The sequence below is a fragment of the Amycolatopsis sp. NPDC043885 genome (assembly GCF_056435685.1).
The window spans coordinates 222026-239819 of the sequence record NZ_JBWKEA010000010.1 but is presented as its reverse complement, the minus strand read 5'-3'; the positions used below and the strand labels follow the sequence as shown (position 1 = coordinate 239819).

The 17794-nt window shown below is 68.7% G+C and carries 16 protein-coding genes; 7 read left to right on the top strand and 9 right to left on the bottom strand.

Annotated features, from left to right (window positions below; translation table 11 throughout):
• The first annotated feature begins 300 nt into the window (after nucleotides 1-300).
• Nucleotides 301-1101 carry an SDR family oxidoreductase gene (locus AC069I_RS27280; RefSeq protein WP_478224707.1) on the top strand — a complete coding sequence of 267 codons (801 nt, stop codon included), beginning with the start codon at nucleotides 301-303 and terminating at the stop codon, nucleotides 1099-1101.
• Nucleotides 1102-1103: 2 nt separating this feature from the next.
• Nucleotides 1104-2069, top strand: coding sequence for an aldo/keto reductase (locus AC069I_RS27275; protein WP_478266665.1), 966 nt, complete (start codon nucleotides 1104-1106; stop codon nucleotides 2067-2069).
• A 112-nt stretch (nucleotides 2070-2181) separates the two neighbouring features.
• Here the strand turns inward: AC069I_RS27275 and AC069I_RS27270 are convergent, their stop codons facing one another.
• From AC069I_RS27270 to AC069I_RS27255, 4 genes are all read right to left on the bottom strand, one after another.
• On the bottom strand, nucleotides 2182-2682 hold the full coding sequence (locus AC069I_RS27270) for a TetR/AcrR family transcriptional regulator (protein WP_478266691.1): 501 nt from the start codon (nucleotides 2680-2682) through the stop codon (nucleotides 2182-2184).
• A gap of 56 nt (nucleotides 2683-2738) precedes the next feature.
• A complete protein-coding gene (locus AC069I_RS27265; RefSeq protein WP_478224709.1) occupies nucleotides 2739-3944 on the bottom strand; it encodes an MFS transporter in 1206 nt (401 codons plus the stop codon).
• A gap of 656 nt (nucleotides 3945-4600) precedes the next feature.
• Nucleotides 4601-7177 carry a glycoside hydrolase family 3 protein gene (locus AC069I_RS27260; protein ID WP_478266690.1) on the bottom strand — a complete coding sequence of 859 codons (2577 nt, stop codon included), beginning with the start codon at nucleotides 7175-7177 and terminating at the stop codon, nucleotides 4601-4603.
• 167 nt (nucleotides 7178-7344) lie between these two features.
• The gene (locus tag AC069I_RS27255; RefSeq protein WP_478224710.1) at nucleotides 7345-7560 is read right to left on the bottom strand and encodes a hypothetical protein; all 216 of its coding nucleotides are present in this window, start codon (nucleotides 7558-7560) and stop codon (nucleotides 7345-7347) included.
• A 142-nt stretch (nucleotides 7561-7702) separates the two neighbouring features.
• On the opposite strand from AC069I_RS27255, the gene AC069I_RS27250 reads away from it, so the two are divergent.
• Nucleotides 7703-8509: an NmrA family NAD(P)-binding protein gene (locus tag AC069I_RS27250; RefSeq protein ID WP_478232018.1), complete on the top strand. Its 807-nt coding sequence runs from the start codon at nucleotides 7703-7705 to the stop codon at nucleotides 8507-8509.
• On the opposite strand, the gene AC069I_RS27245 is transcribed toward AC069I_RS27250, so the two are convergent.
• The gene (locus AC069I_RS27245; protein WP_478266664.1) at nucleotides 8499-9149 is read right to left on the bottom strand and encodes an Lrp/AsnC family transcriptional regulator; all 651 of its coding nucleotides are present in this window, start codon (nucleotides 9147-9149) and stop codon (nucleotides 8499-8501) included. The two genes, AC069I_RS27250 and AC069I_RS27245, sit on opposite strands and share 11 nt — an antisense overlap.
• Before the next feature lie 36 nt (nucleotides 9150-9185).
• Between AC069I_RS27245 and AC069I_RS27240 the strand changes: the two genes are divergently transcribed.
• Nucleotides 9186-9338, top strand: a complete 153-nt coding sequence (locus AC069I_RS27240; RefSeq protein ID WP_478266663.1) for a hypothetical protein — start codon at nucleotides 9186-9188, stop codon at nucleotides 9336-9338.
• A gap of 103 nt (nucleotides 9339-9441) precedes the next feature.
• Here the strand turns inward: AC069I_RS27240 and AC069I_RS27235 are convergent, their stop codons facing one another.
• The gene (locus AC069I_RS27235) at nucleotides 9442-9924 is read right to left on the bottom strand and encodes an RrF2 family transcriptional regulator (protein WP_478224715.1); all 483 of its coding nucleotides are present in this window, start codon (nucleotides 9922-9924) and stop codon (nucleotides 9442-9444) included.
• A 106-nt stretch (nucleotides 9925-10030) separates the two neighbouring features.
• Here AC069I_RS27235 and AC069I_RS27230 point away from each other — a divergent pair, with 106 nt between their 5' ends.
• Nucleotides 10031-10762, top strand: coding sequence for an SDR family oxidoreductase (locus AC069I_RS27230; RefSeq protein WP_478232016.1), 732 nt, complete (start codon nucleotides 10031-10033; stop codon nucleotides 10760-10762).
• 64 nt (nucleotides 10763-10826) lie between these two features.
• Here AC069I_RS27230 and glpD read toward each other — a convergent pair whose 3' ends face one another.
• From glpD to AC069I_RS27215, 3 genes are read right to left on the bottom strand one after another with little or no spacing between them, the layout of a single operon-like run.
• Nucleotides 10827-12539 carry a glycerol-3-phosphate dehydrogenase gene (gene glpD / locus AC069I_RS27225; protein WP_478266662.1) on the bottom strand — a complete coding sequence of 571 codons (1713 nt, stop codon included), beginning with the start codon at nucleotides 12537-12539 and terminating at the stop codon, nucleotides 10827-10829.
• A gap of 5 nt (nucleotides 12540-12544) precedes the next feature.
• Nucleotides 12545-14062: a glycerol kinase GlpK gene (glpK, locus tag AC069I_RS27220; protein WP_478266661.1), complete on the bottom strand. Its 1518-nt coding sequence runs from the start codon at nucleotides 14060-14062 to the stop codon at nucleotides 12545-12547.
• A gap of 11 nt (nucleotides 14063-14073) precedes the next feature.
• On the bottom strand, nucleotides 14074-14895 hold the full coding sequence (locus tag AC069I_RS27215; protein ID WP_340685576.1) for an MIP/aquaporin family protein: 822 nt from the start codon (nucleotides 14893-14895) through the stop codon (nucleotides 14074-14076).
• Between the two features lie 151 nt (nucleotides 14896-15046).
• Between AC069I_RS27215 and AC069I_RS27210 the strand changes: the two genes are divergently transcribed.
• A complete protein-coding gene (locus AC069I_RS27210) occupies nucleotides 15047-15814 on the top strand; it encodes an IclR family transcriptional regulator (protein ID WP_007033228.1) in 768 nt (255 codons plus the stop codon).
• A 13-nt stretch (nucleotides 15815-15827) separates the two neighbouring features.
• Nucleotides 15828-17780 (top strand): glycerol kinase GlpK, encoded by a 1953-nt coding sequence (glpK, locus tag AC069I_RS27205; protein ID WP_478266660.1) that lies wholly within the window; start codon nucleotides 15828-15830, stop codon nucleotides 17778-17780.
• Nucleotides 17781-17794: the final 14 nt, after the last annotated feature.

Sequence of the window (17794 nt, the reverse complement as noted above, 5' to 3'; positions counted from 1 at the left end):
GCGGACCTCCTGTTCGGCTGGGCTGGTCGAACCTCGCCGGGTTCGGCGATCTTTCAGCGGGATTCCCAAGAAATAACCTACTTGCCGCAGAGAGCGCAATAGTCTCGTGCGAAAACTCGGAAAACAAGGGAACGCGTGCTAAAGTCCGACGCCGGAAACAAATATGTCGGCACCCACGAAACAAGCCTCTGACCTGCACTTTTATCACCCGCGTCGCATGTTTTGGCAACGCGTTGCTCACCGATATGACAAAACAGAAGAATTGTCACCGAAAGCAGAATCGATAACCATGGAGCGCATGTGGAAGTAACAGGACGAGTCGTCGTGCTGACCGGCGCGGCACACGGTATCGGCGCCGCCATGGCCAGGCGGTTCGCCGCCGAGGGCGCCGCCGGGGTGGTGGTCTCCGATCTCGATCTCGACGCCGCGGAGGAGGTCGTCGCCGGGATCACCGCCGCGGGCGGCGCCGCGATCGCGCGCCACGCCGACGCGTCGTCCAAAGAGGACTTGAAGATGCTGGTGACCGACGCCCGCTCGGCGTTCGGCGCGGTGGACCTCTTCTGTTCCAACGCGGGCGCCGCGTTCGGGACCGGCGTGCACGCCGCGGACGAACAGTGGACGCGGTCGTGGGCGATCAACGTCATGCAGCACGTGCACGCCGCACAGGTCGCGCTTCCCGGGATGTTGAGCCGAGGGCACGGCTACCTGCTGATCACGGCGTCGGGCGCGGGCCTGCTGGGCACCCCCGGTGACGCGCCGTATTCGGTGACCAAGCACGCGGCCGTCGGGCTCGCCGAATGGCTGGCCATCACCTACCGTCCGCGGGGGGTGCGGGTCAGCGCGCTGTGCCCGCTCGGCGTGCGGACCGCGCTGCTGGAACCCGGGATCGCGGCCGGGCACCCCGCCGCGCTCGCGATCGCCGCCGCCGCGCCCCTGCTGGAACCGGAGGACGTCGCGGAGTCCGTCGTGCACGGGCTGGCGTCGGAGGAGTTCCTGATCCTGCCGCACGAATCGGTGCGGGAGACCTACGCGCGCAAGGCCGCCGGTCTCGACGAATGGATCGACCGCACCATCCTCGAAACCGGCGCGCGGAAGAGGTGACCATGGAGTACCGCAGGCTCGGCGCGAGCGGGCTGTCCGTCAGTGAGATCTCCTACGGCAACTGGCTCACCCACCACGACGGCGCGGAATGCGTGCAGGCCGCGCTCGACGCGGGCGTCACGACGTTTCACACCGCCTCGGCCTGGGACGGCGGTGCCGCCGAGGAGAACCTCGCCGCGGCGCTGAGCCACGCCCGCCGCGACGATCTCGTCCTGTGCACCGGCGTCTTCTGGCCGGAAGGCCCGGGGGTCAACGACGCGGGCCTCAGCCGCAAACACCTGGTCACGTCGCTGCACGGCTCGCTCCGGCGGCTGCGCACCGACTACATCGACGTCTACCAGTTGCTGCGGTTCGACTACCGCACGCCGCTGGAAGAGACGTTCCTCGCGCTGTCGGATCTGGTGCGGCAGGGGAAGATCCTCTACGCGGGCACGGCGGAATGGACGGCGGAACAACTGCTGGAGGCGCGGCCGATCGCCGAGCGGCACGGCGTCCCGCTCGTCGCGAACCAGCCGCACTACTCGATGCTCTGGCGGGTCGCCGAAGCCCAGGTGATGCCGGTGTGCGAACGCTCCGGGATCGGGCAGTTCGCGTCGGTCCCCCTCGCGCAGGGTGTGCTGACCGGCAAGTACCGGCCGGGTGAGATCCCGCCGGGCTCTCGGGCCGCGAAGGCGGTCGAGGCGCGGCCGTTACTCCTGCCGGACCTCCTCGAACGCGTCGGCATGCTGCGCGGCGTCGCCGACGAGGCCGGGTTGACCATGGCTCAGCTGGCGCTCGCGTGGACGTTGCAGCACAACACCGTCGCCTCTGTGGTGACCGGCGCGAGCACCGCCGCCCAGGTGACCGAGAACGCGAAGGCGGCAGGCGTGGTGCTGGACCTCGACGCGCTGACGCGGATCGATCACCTGCTGGGCAGCTTCGTCCAGACGGATCCGCGGCTGACCTGGTCGCCACCCGCGACCACCTGAGGCGCCCGAAAGTCCGTGAAGGCCTCCTTACCTACCCTGAAGGTAGGGAAGGAGGCCTTCACGGACACCCCAGGCCTGCCCTGACGTTGCGGAAGTGGCTTTCGCAACGCGCTCACGAGGGCAACGCGGTCCGCAGGATGGCCTCGAACCGTTCCGCCGTCGGCGGCTCGTCGCGCAGCAATCCCTGCAGCAGCACCCCGTCCACCAGCCCCACCACCATCTCGACCCGCACCGGATCGGTGGTGTAGCGGCGGGCGAAGTCCGCCAGGGCCGCCATCCAGCGATCGGTCGACTCGCGGAGCTTCGGCTCCCTCGCCGCCAAGAGATACAGCTCGTACTCCGCCAGCAAATGCCCTGGCTTGGCGACCACTTCGGCCATCAAGGCGCCGAACCTCCGCAGTGCGTCCTCGCCCCCGTCGGCTTCGGCGGCGAGCATCCGCATCCGTTCGGAGTCCTCGTCCATGCACTGGGTGAGCGCGGCTGTCAGCAGGTCTTCGATCCCCCGGAAGTGGTACGCGGCCGCTGTCGCGGGCAAACCCGCCTCGCGGGCGACGGTACGGTGGCTGACCCCCGATACTCCGTCCCTCGCGACGATGCGCAGCGTGGCCTCGATCAGTTCCCGTTTGCGTTGCTCGCCTTTGGCGAGGCGGCCGTCGGTGCTCGGCTCGTTCAGCGTGCCGCCTCCTCACTGATCGCGGTCCTCCTGCTCAGCAGAGGATACGAGAGCAGCGCGATCAGGATGATCAAGCCACCGGCGACGACCGCCACGGCGAACCCGCCGTCCGCCCCGAACCGGTCGACGACCTCGCCCGACACGGCGGCGCCGAGCGCGACACCGATGCTGAGGCCGGTGATCGCCCACGTCATCCCCTCGGTCAGCTTCTCCGCCGGGACGACCTTCTCGATCATCCCCATGACGACGATCATCGTGGGAGAGAAGAACAATCCGGCGACGAACACCACCGCGCACAGACTCACGACGCCATCCACGACCAGCAACGGCACCACGCTCGCGGCCGTGCCCGCGGTGCCGATCAGGAGCAGCCGAGGCGGCGTCATGGCCGGTTTGAGCGTCCCGAAGACCAGTCCGGAGATCGCGGAGCCCACCGCGTAGACCGAAACGACGACCCCCGCGGCCGACGGCGACCCGACGTGCCGGGCGAACGCCACACTGACGACGTCGACCGTGCCGACGATGACGCCGCCCGCCACCAGCGTCAGCACGAGCACCCGCACGGCGCCCAGCCGGATCGCCGAACTCCCGGCCGATCCGCTCGGCGGCAGAACGGGCGGTTCGGTCTCGCGCTGCGCGACGAACAGCAGCACTCCGATGGCGAGGAAGACCACGGCGACCAGCGGTCCTGCCTCGGGGAAGACAGTGGTGCACAGCGCCACCGACAGCGCGGGCCCGATGACGAAAGTCAGTTCGTCGACCACCGATTCCAACGCGAAGGCGGTGTGCAGCCGAGGTGAGCCTCGGTACAACCGCGACCACCGGGCCCGGACCATAGCCGCCATACTGGGCATGAACCCGGCGAGGATCGCGGACGCGTACAGCGTCCAGACCGGTGCCCCGAAGCGGGCGCAGAGCAGGAGCGCGCCGAGCGCCATCACGCTGATCCCAGTCACGGGCAACAGGATCCGGCTCTGTCCCCGGCGATCCACCAGCCTCGAGACCTGTGGCCCGAGCAGCGCCATGGACAGCGTGAACGTCGCCGAAACCAGACCGGCGAGCCCGTAGTCGCCCCGCGTCTGCGCCAGCATCGTGATGATCCCGATCCCCATCATCGGGATCGGGACCCTGGCGACCAGGCCGGCGGCGGAGAAGGCGAGAGAGCCCTTCGCGGAGAACAGCTCCCGATACTGGCCTGGCACGGCGCCCCCCACAACTTGAACGATCGTTACATTTTGAACAGTCGTTTCACTTTATACACGCGGCTCGCTCCACCCCGCAACGAGCGCGGGAGCCACCGCGATGAAGTGCCGTTCGGCCGCCGAGATCTCCAGGTCTCCTCAATCACCTCGCGGAGCGCGGCGACGTGCTAACCGGGACGCAGCAACGCGGCCTGGTCCTCGTTTCGCGCAGTACACGGCCCCAGACGGGGGACGACCACGCCCAGTTTCCGACCCCGAGCGGGACTTCACCCCCCTGGAGCCATTGATCAGCGGCCTCGCGTCGGCCGCGCCGCGAGAGTCGTGAGTGGCGATTCGGGTTCTGGTGGACCAGGTGCCTCGTACTTCGGTTCATCATGTCGGGGGAGCTGGGCTGTCCCGTGTCCATGAAGGATTTGGGACTTTGAGCGTCCCGAATCCTTCATGGACGACCCTGTGCCAGCGGCTCCTCACCGGCCTGACATCAACCTCAGCCGGAATCCACGTAGGTACCTGAGCCACCTTGACTCCAGCCCGGTTCGGCACTTACTACCCCCTGCGCCGACCGCTCCCCGACGACGCGAAGGCCACTTTCGCAACCTTGAAGGTTGCGAAAGTGGCCTTCGCATCATGCCGCGCCGGAACCCTCGCGGCGAAAATCAGCTCAGACTCGAGCAAGGCCTCGCATCAGGGTCCTGTGCCCCTTTGGGCACCCACCGCACGTTGGCGAACGAAGCCGAGAACCTGCCGTCGGTGTACACCAGGAACGGTGTGTTGACGTTCTCCAGATCCAGGCCGTTGGCGAAGCACGACACCGGGATCTTCACCGTCGACTTCGGCGCCCCCGCCAGATCGGTGAAGAGCTTGGTCGCGTTCACCTCGGAGAAGCACGGGTAGACGCAGTGCATGCTGATCACCGTCCGGTTGGCGGGCGCCTCGTGCACGATCGTGTCGAACTCCAGCGCCGCGTCAGCGTTGAGATAGCCCCGCAAATCGTTGGTACCGGCCGGGTTCTGGAAGTAGAGCTGGGCAGGCCCGGTGCCGGTCCAGGTCGACTTGAGCCCGTCTTGCTGCACGTTCACGTCCGACTGCACGACGCCGATCTCAGCGTGTGAAGCGGCGCCGTCGGGGCCGATCTCAGTACCGCCCCAGTTCTCCGCCGAGCCGATGAAACCCTTGTACGGCGCGACATCGGTACGGTTGAATACCTCGAGATCCTCGGTCGCCGTGCCGCCGCCACCGGTCGAGCCGCACGTCGCGGGTCCGGCCGTCTCGTCCAGCTGACCGACGGTGACGCGCTGGCCGGCCTTGAGGCCGTAACCGAGTTCGAACAGCGGGTCGTACTCCGCCGAGCCCGCGTTCAGCGGCGTCTGGCAGGCGCTCTTCGGCCACGAATACGGCAGCTTGCCCTTGAAGCCGCCCTTGAGCAGGACGTCGGCGACGCCGCCGCCTTCGGTGCCGGGCAGCCAGGCCGCGACGAACGCGTCGGAGCGGTTGATCTCCTTGTTCATGTACAGCGGGCGGCCGCCGACGTAGACGGTGACGACAGGAGCGCCCTTCCCTCGGACCTTGTCCAGAACGGCCAGGTCCTCGGGGTAGAGCTTCGACGCCTCCAGTGTCTTGCGAGTCAGGTCGCCGACGCCTTCCGCGTACGGGGTCTCACCGATGACGGCGATGACGGCGTCGTAGCCCTTCGGGTCCGTGTCACCCTTCTCGTCGAAGGTGACGTTGACGTCGCCCAACTGCTGCTTGAGCCCGGCGAGGATCGACGTGGCGTTCGGGAAGTCGGCGTTGGTGTTGCCGGTCCCCTGCCAGCTCAGCGTCCAGCCACCGGTCTGGTTCTGAATGCTGTCCGCGCTCTTGCCGACCACGAGGACCTTCGACTTCGGCTTCAGCGGCAGCACGTTGCCGTTGTTCTTCAGCAACGTCTGCGACGAACGGACGGCGTCGCGCGCCAGCCAAGTCTCCTTCAGCGCCTCGTCGGAGTTGGCGTAGGACCGGTCCGACGGCTTCTGCGCCTCGTACAGCCCCGAGCGCAGCTTGACGCGCAGGATCCTGGCCACCGCGTCGTCGATTCGCGAAAGCGGGATCTGCCCACCGTTGACCTGGGCGACGGTGTTGGCGATGAACGCCTTCCAGTCGTTCGGCACCATCACGATGTCGATGCCGGCGTTGATCGCCTGCGGACAGGAAGCGTTGGTGCAGCCGGGAACCTGGCCGATGCCGTTCCAGTCGGACACGACGAGGCCGTCGAAGCCCATCTTGCCCTTGAGGATCTGGTTCAGCGCCTTGTCGCTGCCGTGCAGCTTGCCCTCGTCGATACCGAGTTCGGCGTTGGTCCAGCTGTTGAACGACACCATCACGGTCTGGGAACCCGCCGCGAGCGCGCCGTAGTAGCCCTGGCCGTGGACGTTGATCATCTCGGCTTCGGACGACGGGTTGACGCCCTGGTCCTGACCCTTCAGAGTGCCGCCGTCCCCGATGAAGTGCTTGGCGGTACCGATCACGCCGTTGTAGCCGATGCGCTTGGTCGAGCCGTCCTGGAGACCGTTGATCGCCTCGTAGCCGTAGGCCCTGGTGATCCGCGGATCCTCGGAGAATCCTTCGTAGGTGCGGCCCCAGCGGTCGTCCTTCACCACGGCCAGCGTCGGCGCGAAGGCCCAGTCCTGGCCGGTGGCACGGATCTGCCGGGCCGTCGCCGCGGAGATGTCGCGCACCAGGCACGGGTCGTGCGCCGCGCCGAGACCGATGTTGTGCGGGAAGACGGTGGCGCCGTACACGTTGTTGTTGCCGTGCACGGCGTCGATGCCCCAGATCACCGGGATCTTCGTCCGGCTGCCCTTCGCGGCTTCCCAGTAGGCGTCCGCGAGCTTGAGCCAGTCCTGCTGGGAGGCGTGCTTGTCCTTGTTAGGCCACGAACCGCCGCCATTGAGGACCGAACCGATCGAGTACTGCCGGACCTCGTCGGGGGTGATCGCCGCGATCTCGGGCTGCGTCATCTGCCCGACCTTCTCCTCAAGGGTCATCTCTTGGAGGATCCGGGCGATCCGCTGCTCGTCACCGCCCTTGCCCTTGAACCGGCTCTCGACCTTCGGCCAGTCGGCGAACGTCGGCAGGCTCTTCTCGATCCGGGCGCAACCGTCCCGGTCGAACGCGGGCTTCCCGATCACGGGCTGTTCGGCGGCGACGGCCGCGGGCGTGGCCACCACGGCCCCGCCGAGCAGCGTGAGACTCATCAAGGCGATCAGCGGACTTCGGCGCGCACGAGAACGTCTTGCCATGGTCTGGTCCATTCTGCGGGAGGCGGGGACCGGCCGATCCTCACCGGACCCGGCGGCCGCGTCAAGAGTTTCGGGCCGGTACACCGAGTGTTAATTTTTGCCATGAACTAAGATTGGGCGAGTCACCCGGCCACGCGCCGCCGGTTCCGCCACTTGGCGGTATACGGCAGCGCGAACAGGTAGAGACCGCTGAACATCAGCAGGAAGAGCGGCGGCAGTGGCGTGTAGAGCACCCACTGGGCCGGGTCGCCCTGTGCCACGACCACGAAGCACACGATGACGGTGGCGACGAAGACGAGGGACGTCCACCGGTGGAACGTCCGGATCCGCTTGCTCACGAGAACCTCCTGGAGTCGTCTTGCCTGATGGCGAAGACGCTAGGGATCCCGTGGGCACCGACGCTTCTCGATTCCTGATCGGTCCGCTTGACCTCCACATTACTTGAGCTTTTACCTTCGCTGGAAACGAAGGGAATCACTCATGACCGTCTTGGTAACCGGCGCCACCGGGAACACCGGCCGCCACGTGGTGGCCGAACTCGTCCGCCGCGGGGAACGCGTCCGGGCACTCACCAGGAACCCCGCCGGGGCACGGCTTCCGGCAGGCGTCGAACTGGTGGAGGGCACGCACACCGCGCCCGAAACACTCACCGATGCCTTCGAGGGCGTCACCCGCCTGCACATCACCGTGACGGCCGGGCTCGCCGACGTCGGCGCCGATCTGGTCAAACGCGCCGTGGCCGCGGGAGTGCGGCGCATGACCATCGTCTGGGGCGGCTACGTCGGGCCGACGGAACAGGCCATGGCCGAGTCCGGGGTGGAGTGGACGCGGCTCGAGCCGCAGGAGTTCATGTCCAACGCCCTGACCTGGACCGACTCCATCCGCACCGGGAAGGTGGTCCGTGAGCCGTTCGACCTCCCGAGCGCTGTGGTGCACGAGGGCGACATCGGCGCCGTCGCCGCCACCGCACTCGTGGAGGACGGGCACTCCGGCAAGGTCTACAACCTCACGGGCCCGGAAGCGCTGACCACGAGCGAACGGATCGCCATCCTCTCCTCCGCGCTCGGCCACGACATCGCGCTGGAGCGGATCACGCGACAGCAGGCGATCGACCGGCTGCTGGCCGAGGGCGTCTCGGTCGCGGACGCCGAATACGTCATCGGCTGGCACAGCGATCCGCCGGTGGAGGCGCGCACCGTGGTCGACACGATCGAGAAGGTGACCGGACGCCCTGCCCGCACGTTCGCGCAATGGGTCGCCGAGCACGCCGACCGGTTCAAGCCGTGAGCGGTCCGACCGCCTTCACGATCTCCAGCACCGGCGCCGTGTGCACCGTGCGGATCGCGCGCAGCGCGCCCAGCCAGTGCGTGAGGTAGCGGTGTAGCGCGGCGGGATCCGGGCACAGCGCCTGCGCGGCCAGGTTGGTGGGCCCGGTCGTGGCGACGACGACGGCGAGCTCCTCGTGAGTGGCCAGCGTCGTCGCCACCTCGTCGAGGTCCGCCGGCGCGACGGCCATCCACAGGAACGCCTGCGTGGTCACGCCGTACAGGGCCGCGCTGATCTCGACGTCGAAGAAGAGCGCGCCCCGTGCGCGCAGATCCGCCAGGCGACGGGCCGCGGTCGCCGGCGCCAGTCCCGCCGCCGCGGCGAGATCCGCGATACTCGCTCGGCCGTCCTGCCGGAGGGCGGCGATCAGCGCGTGGTCCGCCGCGGTCAGCGGAACTTCCTCGGTGACGGATTCCGGCGGCCGCAACGCCTCCTGCTGCTCCTCCGTCAACGCGGCGACCCGCCCGCGCCACGCCGTCGGGCCGCCGAGGTAGGTGTGCAGGATGAAATGCGCGGACACCGCCGTGACGCTCGCGGTGCGCGGGATGTCGTGCAGCAGCATGGCGCTCTGCTCGTGTCTCGGCGTGTGCGCGATCGTCACGATCTCCGTGCCACCCGAGGTGAGCTTGACCAGGACGTGTCCGGCCGTCTCGCCAGCGACCGGGCGAGCGTCCGCGCGGTGGCCGGCTGCGCGCTGAGCCATTCCGTGGCGCAGGCGTTCTCGCTCGCGGCGGTGCTGGTAGTGGTGGCGACCATGGTCGCCACCGCGCTGATGCCCCGGACCACTTGAGGAAAACGAAGGCGACGGTGAGCGTTGGCCTACCGTGGTCGTGAGTGGCGATTCGGGTTCTAGCCCGAATCGCCACTCACGACCACCCGGACCGGCACGCTCGCTACCCCTCGGCGGCCTTGAACCACGCGCCGATCCCGGCGAGCGCGCCCGGACCGTAGTCGCCCCTGACGTCGTCGGCCAGATCGGCGATGGTGACGGCGCGCAACGCCGCCCGCCACTGGATTTCGGCGTTCGCCATCGCGCGGCTGATGGCGCACGGCGTCGTGCACGCCTCGGGCGGCGTCGCCATCGGGCCGCGCTGCCGGATCTCGGTGCAGACGAAGGCCGGCCCAGGCCCGTCGATGGCTTCGACGACGTCAAGCACCGTGATCTCCGAAGGCGGCCGGGTGAGGACGTAGCCGCCGGCCTTCCCCTGCACCGACCGGATGAGGCCGGCCCGGGAAAGCGCCTGAAGCTGCTTCGCGAGATAACTCGGCGAGACGTCGTGCAGCTGCGCCAGGCGCGCGGCGGGCGCGGGTTCGTCGACCGAGGTCAGCACGACACAGCAGTGCAGGGCCCACTCCACCCCACCGGACATCTTCACCCGGATGACTCTAACCCGCCTCTTGACTCGGACACAATCTGTCCGAGTATTATCTCGGACATGAGGTGTCCGGGTTACGGACGCCACCGACGAAGGGCACTGGGCCATGAAATTCGCGATCATCGGCGGGACCGGGCTGATCGGTTCGCAGGTCGTGCGCGACCTGAAGGAGGCGGGGCACGAGGCGGTGCCGCATTCGCCGTCCACCGGGGTCGACCTGCTCACCGGCCAAGGGCTGGACAGCGCGCTCGACGGCGCCGACGTGGTCGTCAACCTCACGAACTCGCCGACCTTCGACGACGCCTCCCCCGCGTTCTTCCGGACGTCGATGGACAACCTCGTCGCGGCCGCGAAGAAGGCGGGCACCGGGCACTTCGTGATCCTGTCGATCGTCGGCGTCGACCAGGTGCCCGAGCTCGACTACTACCGCGCGAAGACGCTGCAGGAGGACATTCTCAAGGAGAGCGGCCTCCCCTACTCGATCGTCCGCGCCACCCAGTTCATGGAATTCGTCGACGCGGTTCTGTCCTGGACCTCCGACGAGACCGCGGTCCGCCTGCCCAGTACGCCGATCCAGCCGATCGCCGCGGCGGACGTCGCCGCCGCCGTTTCCGAGGTGTCGGCCGGGAAGCCGCTGAACGGCACCCTCGACGTGGGCGGCCCGGATGTCTACCCGCTGGACGAGCTGGGCCGGATCACGTTGTCCGCCAAGGGAGACACGCGTCCGGTGACCGTCGACGAGACCGCGGGCATGTTCGCCGCCGTCAAGGGCGACGTCCTCACCACGAAGGACGGCGCCCGCATCGCCGAGACCCGCTACCCCGACTGGCTCAAGTAGCGGCACAGCGCGTGAAGGCCCCTTGGCTGAACCCAAGGGGAAGGGGGCCTTCACGCGCTTCGGATCAGCTCGGCAGCAGCGCCGGAGCCGCGAGACGGCTGGCGTTCGCCGCTTCGTCGTCCGGCTGGGCCTGGGCGGAGCGCTCCGCCTCGACCCGCGCGAGGTAGTTGGTGACCTCGCGCTCCTGCCTGTGCGAGTCCCAGCCCAGCAGCGGCGCCATCAGCTCCGCCACCACCGGCGCCGCCGTCACACCGCGGTCCCGCTCCTCGATGGAGATTCGCGTGCGCCGTGTCAGGACGTCCTCCAGATGCAGAGCGCCCTCGTGCGAAACGGCGTAGACGACCTCCGCCTTCAGGTACTCCGTTGTCCCCGGGATCGCTTCGCCCAGTTCGGGACGTTCCGAGATCGACTCCAGAATGTCCTCCACGGCGGTGCCGTAGCGCTGGAGCAAGTGCTCGATGCGGCCGATCGGCAGGCCCGCACGCTGGGCGAGCGAGTGCCGCGCGCCCCACATCTCGTGGTAGCCCGTCGCTCCGACGATCGGCAGCCGCTCGGTCCATGACGACGGCGCGGGACGGCCGAGGTCCTCCACCGCGACGTCGACGGCGTCGGCGGCCATCACGCGGTACGTCGTGTACTTGCCGCCGGCCACGATCACCAGACCCGGCACCGGATGCGCCACGGCGTGCTCCCGCGACAGCTTCGTCGTCGACGTCGCCTTCGCGGCCAGCAGCGGCCGAAGCCCCGCGTACACGCCTTCGATGTCGTCTGCCGTGATCGGCGTGCGCAGGACCGCGTTGAGGTGGTCGAGCACGTAGTCGACGTCCGCCTGGCTGGCCGCCGGGTGTTCGCGGTCGAGGTCCCATTCGGTGTCGGTGGTGCCGACGATCCAGTGCCGCCCCCACGGGATGACGAACAGAACACTCTTCTCGGTGCGCAGGATCAGCCCGGTGTCCAGGTCGATCTTCTCGCGCGGGACCACGAGGTGGATGCCCTTCGACGCGCGCACGGTGAACGGCGCGGGGATGCCCGCCGCTTCCGCCATGTCGTCGCTCCACACGCCGGTGGCCGCGACGACCGTCTTCGCCCGGACCTCGATCTCCGCGCCGCTCTCGCGGTCGACGACCTTGGCGCCGACGACGCGTTCGCCGTCACGGATCAGCGACGTGACCCGGGCGCGGGTGAGGACGGAAGCACCCTGTTCCGCCGCGGTGCGCGCGATCATCATCGTGTGGCGTGCGTCGTCGACCTGCGCGTCGTAGTACTGGATGGCGCCGATCAGGGCGTCGTCCGCGAGGCCGGGAGCGACCTTGCCCGCACCGCGCTTGGACAGGTGCCGGTGCCGCGGCAAGGCCCGCGCTCCGCCGAGGGTGTCGTAGAGCGTGACACCCGCGCCGATGTAGCCGCGTTCCCAGACGCGGTGCTTGAGCGGCACGAGGAACTTCACCGGCCGGACCAGGTGCGGCGCCAGCGTCTGCAGCAGCAGGCTCCGTTCCTTCAGCGCCTCGCGGACCAGCTTGAAGTCCAGGTTCTCCAGGTAACGCAGCCCGCCGTGGATCAGCTTCGACGACCGGCTGGAGGTTCCCGCGGCGAAGTCACGGGCCTCGACGAGCGCGACGGAGAGCCCGCGCGACGCCGCGTCGAGCGCGACGCCGGCACCGGTCACTCCCCCGCCGACGACGAGTACGTCGATCTCCTCGCGAGCGAGCTTGCGCAGCGTCTCGGCCCGGTAGACCGGGGAAAGCGGTACGGGTGTCACTCTGTTCCTCCTGTTCATCGGGCTCACTCGACCTCGACCCAGTCGAGCGTGCGGCCGACGGCCTTCTGCCAGCCCGCGTAGCCCTCGACACGCTGTTCGTCCGTCCACGACGGCTCCCAGCGCTTGTCCTCGTTCCAGTTCTGTTCCAGTTCGTCGGTGCTCTTCCAGAACCCGACGGCGAGCCCTGCCGCGTAGGCGGCGCCGAGCGCGGTGGTCTCCGCGACGACCGGCTTCGACACCGGCACACCGAGGATGTCGGCCTGCAGCTGCATGCACAGTTCGTTCGCGGTCACGCCACCGTCCACACGCAACACGTCGAGCGTGACGCCCGAGTCGTTCTGCATGGCCTCGACGACATCGCGGGTCTGGTAGCAGATCGCTTCGAGGGTCGCCCGCGCGAGATGCGCGTTGGTGGTGGCCCTGGTGAGGCCGACGATCGCGCCGCGCGCGTCGGATCGCCAGTACGGCGCGAAAAGCCCGGAGAACGCGGGGACGAAGTACACGCCACCGTTGTCTTCGACCTGGCGGGCGAGGCTCTCGCTCTGGGACGCGCCGCTGATGATGCCCAGCTGGTCGCGCAGCCACTGCACGGCGGAACCCGTGACGGCGATCGAGCCCTCCAGGGCGTACACCGGCTTCTCGTCGCCGAACTGATAGGCCAGCGTCGTGAGCAGCCCGTGCTTCGAGCGCACGACCTCGTGCCCGGTGTTCAGCAGCAGGAAGTTGCCGGTGCCGTAGGTGTTCTTGGCCTCACCGGGGCGGAAACACACCTGGCCGACGGTCGCCGCCTGCTGGTCGCCGAGCACGCCGGTGATGGCGACCTCGCCGCCGAGCGGGCCGTCCGCACGGGTGACGCCGAAGCGGCCGTTGTTCGACGACGGCGCGATCGACGGCAGCATCTGCTTGGGGACGCCGAAGAACGACAGCAGTTCGTCGTCCCACTCCAGCGTTTCCAGGTCCATGAGCATGGTGCGCGACGCGTTGGTCGGGTCGGTCACGTGCACGCCGCCGTCGGGCCCGCCGGTGAGGTTCCAGATGAGCCAGGTGTCGGTGGTGCCGAAGAGCGCGTCACCCTTTTCGGCGTCTTCGCGGACGCCCTCGACGTTCTCCAGGATCCACTGCAGCTTGCCGCCGGAGAAGTAGGTGGCGGGCGGCAGACCGGCCTTCCGCCGGATGACGTCGCCCTTGCCCTCGCGCTCGAGCGCCGACGCGATCCGGTCGGTGCGGGTGTCCTGCCACACGATGGCGTTGCAGTAGGGCCGCCCGGTCCGGCGGTTCCACACCACCGTGGTCTCACGCTGGTTGGTGATGCCGAGCGACGCGAGATCGGCGGCGGTCAGCTTCGCCTTGTTGAGCGCGGTGGCGATGACCGAACGGGTCCGCTCCCAGATCTCGGTGGCGTCGTGCTCGACCCAGCCCGGCTTCGGCAGGATCTGCTCGTGCTCGAGCTGGTGGCGGGCGATCTCGTTGCCGCCGTGGTCGAAGATCATGAACCGCGTACTGGTGGTGCCCTGGTCGACGGCGCCGATGTAGTCAGACATGGTTTCTCTCCCTAGGAAACGCGCTCGATGTCCTTGGCGGGCAAGGCTTCCGGTGCCGGGTCGGCGGGCAGGTAACGCTCGATGAAGAACTTGTAGATCGCGCCGCCGATGACCGCGCCGATGACCGGCGCCACGATGGGGATCCACCAGTACGGATAGCCGTATTGATCGGTGAACGCGGTGTCGTAACCGGTGAGCCAGGACATCAGCCGCGGGCCGAAGTCGCGGGCCGGGTTGATCGCGTAGCCGGCGTTGGTACCCCAGGCCATGCCGATCGCGACCACCAGGAAGCCGACGACGACCGGGGCGAGGTTCGCGGCGGGCGCGGTGTTGCGGAGGTCGGTGATGGCGAAGATCACCAAAGCGAGGATGGCCGTTCCGATGATCTGGTCCCGGAAGGCGCCCCAGTCACCCACCGGCAGGGTTCCGTTACCCGGAAGAGTGGAGAACACACCCTGGGTCTTGATCGTCAGGCCGGGGTCGGCCGCGTTGAGCACCTCGGTGTAGTTCCAGCGCACCAGCAGCGCGCCCAGGAACGCGCCGGCGGTCTGCGCCAAGGCGTACGGGGCGACCTTGCGCCACGAGAAACCCTTGAACACCGCGAGCGCCACGGTGATGGCGGGGTTCAGATGCGCGCCGCTGATCCGTGAAGCCACGTAGATACCGAGCGTGACACCGATACCCCAGGCCCACGCGATGCTGTCGTGGTCCCCGATGCCCGCGGCGACGACTTGAGCCACCACCCCGCAGCCGAACAGGATGAGGATCATCGTCCCGACGAACTCCGCCGCCAGTTCGCCCGCCAGTCCGCGAGCTTTGAGGTTTCGCACCATTGCTTCCTCCACAAAGGACACCGTTGCCCTGTTGAGGCCGAAGTTAAGTTCGCGGAAACCCGGGGTCAACGGACACCGGTCGGCATTGTCGAACGCCCGGAGACGATGTTCGACATTGTCGAATCAGGGCCGGTCGGGCTACGGTTGAGCCGTGCCCGGTCCGATCCAGTCCATCGAGCGCGCCGCCGCGATCCTGCGGTTGCTGGCGCGCGGTTCGGGGCGTCTCGGCGTCGGCGAGATCGCCGATTCCCTCGAACTCGCCAAGGGAACCGCGCACGGGATCCTGCGCACCCTGCAAGGGGTCGGCTTTGTCGAACAAGACCGGGACACCGGGAAATACCAACTGGGCGCGGCACTGCTGCATCTCGGGACGAGCTACCTCGACGTCAACGAACTCCGGTCGCGCGCGATCAACTGGGCCGACGCGCTGGCCGCGCGCAGCGGTGAAGCGGTCCGGATCGGCGCACCGCTGGAAGGCCGCGTCTTGGTGGTGCACCACGTGTTCCGGCCCGACGACAGCCTTCAGACCCTCGACGTCGGCACGCTTCTGCCGTTGCACGCGACCGCGCTCGGAAAAGTACTTCTGGCCTACGACACCGGTCTCGTGGCATCGTTGCGCACCGGCGAGCCGGAGGCCTACACCCGCCGGACCCTGGTCACCCAGACCGCGATCAAACGCGCCTGTGGCAAGGTGCGCGAGGCGGGCTGGGCGAGCGAGAACGGCGAGATGATCACCGGCGAGGCCGGGATCGCGGCGCCGATCCGCGGCCACGGCGGCATCGTGGTCGGCGCGATCGGGGTGTCCGGCGCGACGGAACGGATCTGTGAAGCCGACGGCAGCCCGATCCCGCGGCTGCTCGGCCACGTGCGCGACGCGGCACGGGCGGTCTCCCGCGATCTCGGCGCGTCCCGATGGTGATGGAGGTGCTCGCGTGGTCCAGCGCTACGTGATGTCGATCGACCAGGGCACCACCTCGACGCGGTGCATCCTGTTCGACGCGCGCGGCAGGCTGGTGTCGGTCGCGCAGCGCGAACACCAGCAGCACTTCCCCCGGCCGGGCTGGGTCGAGCACGACGCGACCGAGATCTGGCGCAACGTCGGCCGGATCGTGCCGCAGGCACTGGCCGACGCCGGCGTCGAACCGGCGCAGGTGGTCGGCCTCGGCATCGCGAACCAGCGCGAGACGACGGTGCTGTGGGACCGGCACACCGGCAACCCGGTCGGCCGCGCGATCGTCTGGCAGGACACCCGCACCGACTCGATGCTCGAACAACTCGCCCGCGAGCCGGGCGCCGACCGCGTCCGGCGGCTGTGCGGGCTGCCGCTGGCCACGTACTTCTCCGCACCGCGTATTCGGTGGATGCTGGAAAGGACCCCTGGCCTGCGGGAACGCGCCGAGCGGGGCGACGTGCTGTTCGGGACGGTCGAGAGCTGGTTGATCTGGAACCTGACCGGCGGGCCCGACGGCGGCGTGCACGTCACCGACGTCACCAACGCCTCGCGCACCATGCTGATGAACCTGCGGACGCTGTCGTGGGACGACGAACTGCTGGAGTTCTTCGACGTCCCGCGCGCGATGCTGCCGCGGATCCGGCCGTCGACCGAGGTGTACGGGACGACGTCACGGGTGGTGCCGGGGATCCGGATCGCGGCGGCGCTCGGCGACCAGCAGGCGGCGTTGTTCGGCCAGACCTGCTTCGCGCCCGGCGAGGCGAAGTGCACGTACGGCACGGGCAGCTTCCTGCTGCTCAACACCGGTCCGACGCCCGTGCTTTCGACCCACGGCATGCTGACCACCGTCGGGTTCAAGATCGGCGACGAGCCCGCCGTGTACGCCCTCGAAGGGTCGATCGCCGTCACCGGATCGCTGGTGCAGTGGTTCCGCGACGGGCTCGAACTGATCGGCAGCGCTCCCGAGATCGAGACACTGGCGCGGACGGTCGAGGACAACGGCGGCTGCTACATCGTGCCCGCGTTCTCGGGCCTGTTCGCGCCGCACTGGCACAGCGAGGCGCGCGGCGTGATCGCCGGGCTGACCTCGTACATCACCAAGGGGCACCTGGCCAGGGCCGTCCTGGAGGCGACGGGCTGGCAGACCCGTGAGGTCGTCGACGCGATGAACGCCGATTCGGGGCTCGCGCTGTCGACACTCAAGGTCGACGGCGGCATGACCGCCGACAACCTGCTGATGCAGTTCGTCGCCGACGTCCTCGACGTGCCGGTGGTGCGCCCGATGGTCGCCGAGACGGTTTCGCTGGGCGCGGCGTACGCGGCCGGGTTGTCGGTCGGGTACTGGCCGGATCTGGAAGGCCTCCGCCGGAACTGGCACCGTGCCGGACAGTGGCTGCCGACGATGGACCCCGCCCGCCGCGACAGCGAATACTCGCACTGGCGCCAGGCCGTGGAACTGACGTTCGGCTGGATGCGCCCGGGTCCGACCGCCGCTCCCCCGGGCTCCGACCTGGTCGAGGTCGTCCTGGCCGATCACCGCCGGATCGAACAGCTGTTCCGGGATCTCCGTAACGACGAGGCCGACCGTCCGGCGCTGATCGCGGAGCTCTCGGCGGCGCTGGTCGCCCATGCCACCGCGACCGAACGGATCGTCCGTCCCGATGCGACGGAGAGCGGGCTCGCGGACGAGCTTCTGACCGTGCTCGAATCCACCGACCCCGAGAAGGCCTTGGTGGTACTGGAGAATTCTGTGGACGCGCATATTCGCGTGGAGGAACGCGGGTTGCTGAACGACCTCCGGCGCACGCTGTCCACTTCGGACCGCACCGGCCTCGGCCGGGCGTTCGTGGCCGAACGGCAGCGGCAGCTGGACCTCGACTGCGGCTCCGCCGCGCACGTCCGCGAGCAAGGCTCCCGGCTGCGCCTCTCGTGACGTGCTACCCTGTC

Coding starts and splice junctions, on each gene's coding strand:
- AC069I_RS27275 (WP_478266665.1), top strand. CDS start 1,104: ATGGAGTACCGCAGGCTCGGCGCGAGCGGGCTGTCCGTCAGTGAGATC.
- AC069I_RS27260 (WP_478266690.1), bottom strand. CDS start 7,177: ATGAGTCTCACGCTGCTCGGCGGGGCCGTGGTGGCCACGCCCGCGGCC.
- AC069I_RS27250 (WP_478232018.1), top strand. CDS start 7,703: ATGACCGTCTTGGTAACCGGCGCCACCGGGAACACCGGCCGCCACGTG.
- AC069I_RS27230 (WP_478232016.1), top strand. CDS start 10,031: ATGAAATTCGCGATCATCGGCGGGACCGGGCTGATCGGTTCGCAGGTC.
- glpD (WP_478266662.1), bottom strand. CDS start 12,539: ATGAACAGGAGGAACAGAGTGACACCCGTACCGCTTTCCCCGGTCTAC.
- glpK (WP_478266661.1), bottom strand. CDS start 14,062: ATGTCTGACTACATCGGCGCCGTCGACCAGGGCACCACCAGTACGCGG.
- AC069I_RS27215 (WP_340685576.1), bottom strand. CDS start 14,895: ATGGTGCGAAACCTCAAAGCTCGCGGACTGGCGGGCGAACTGGCGGCG.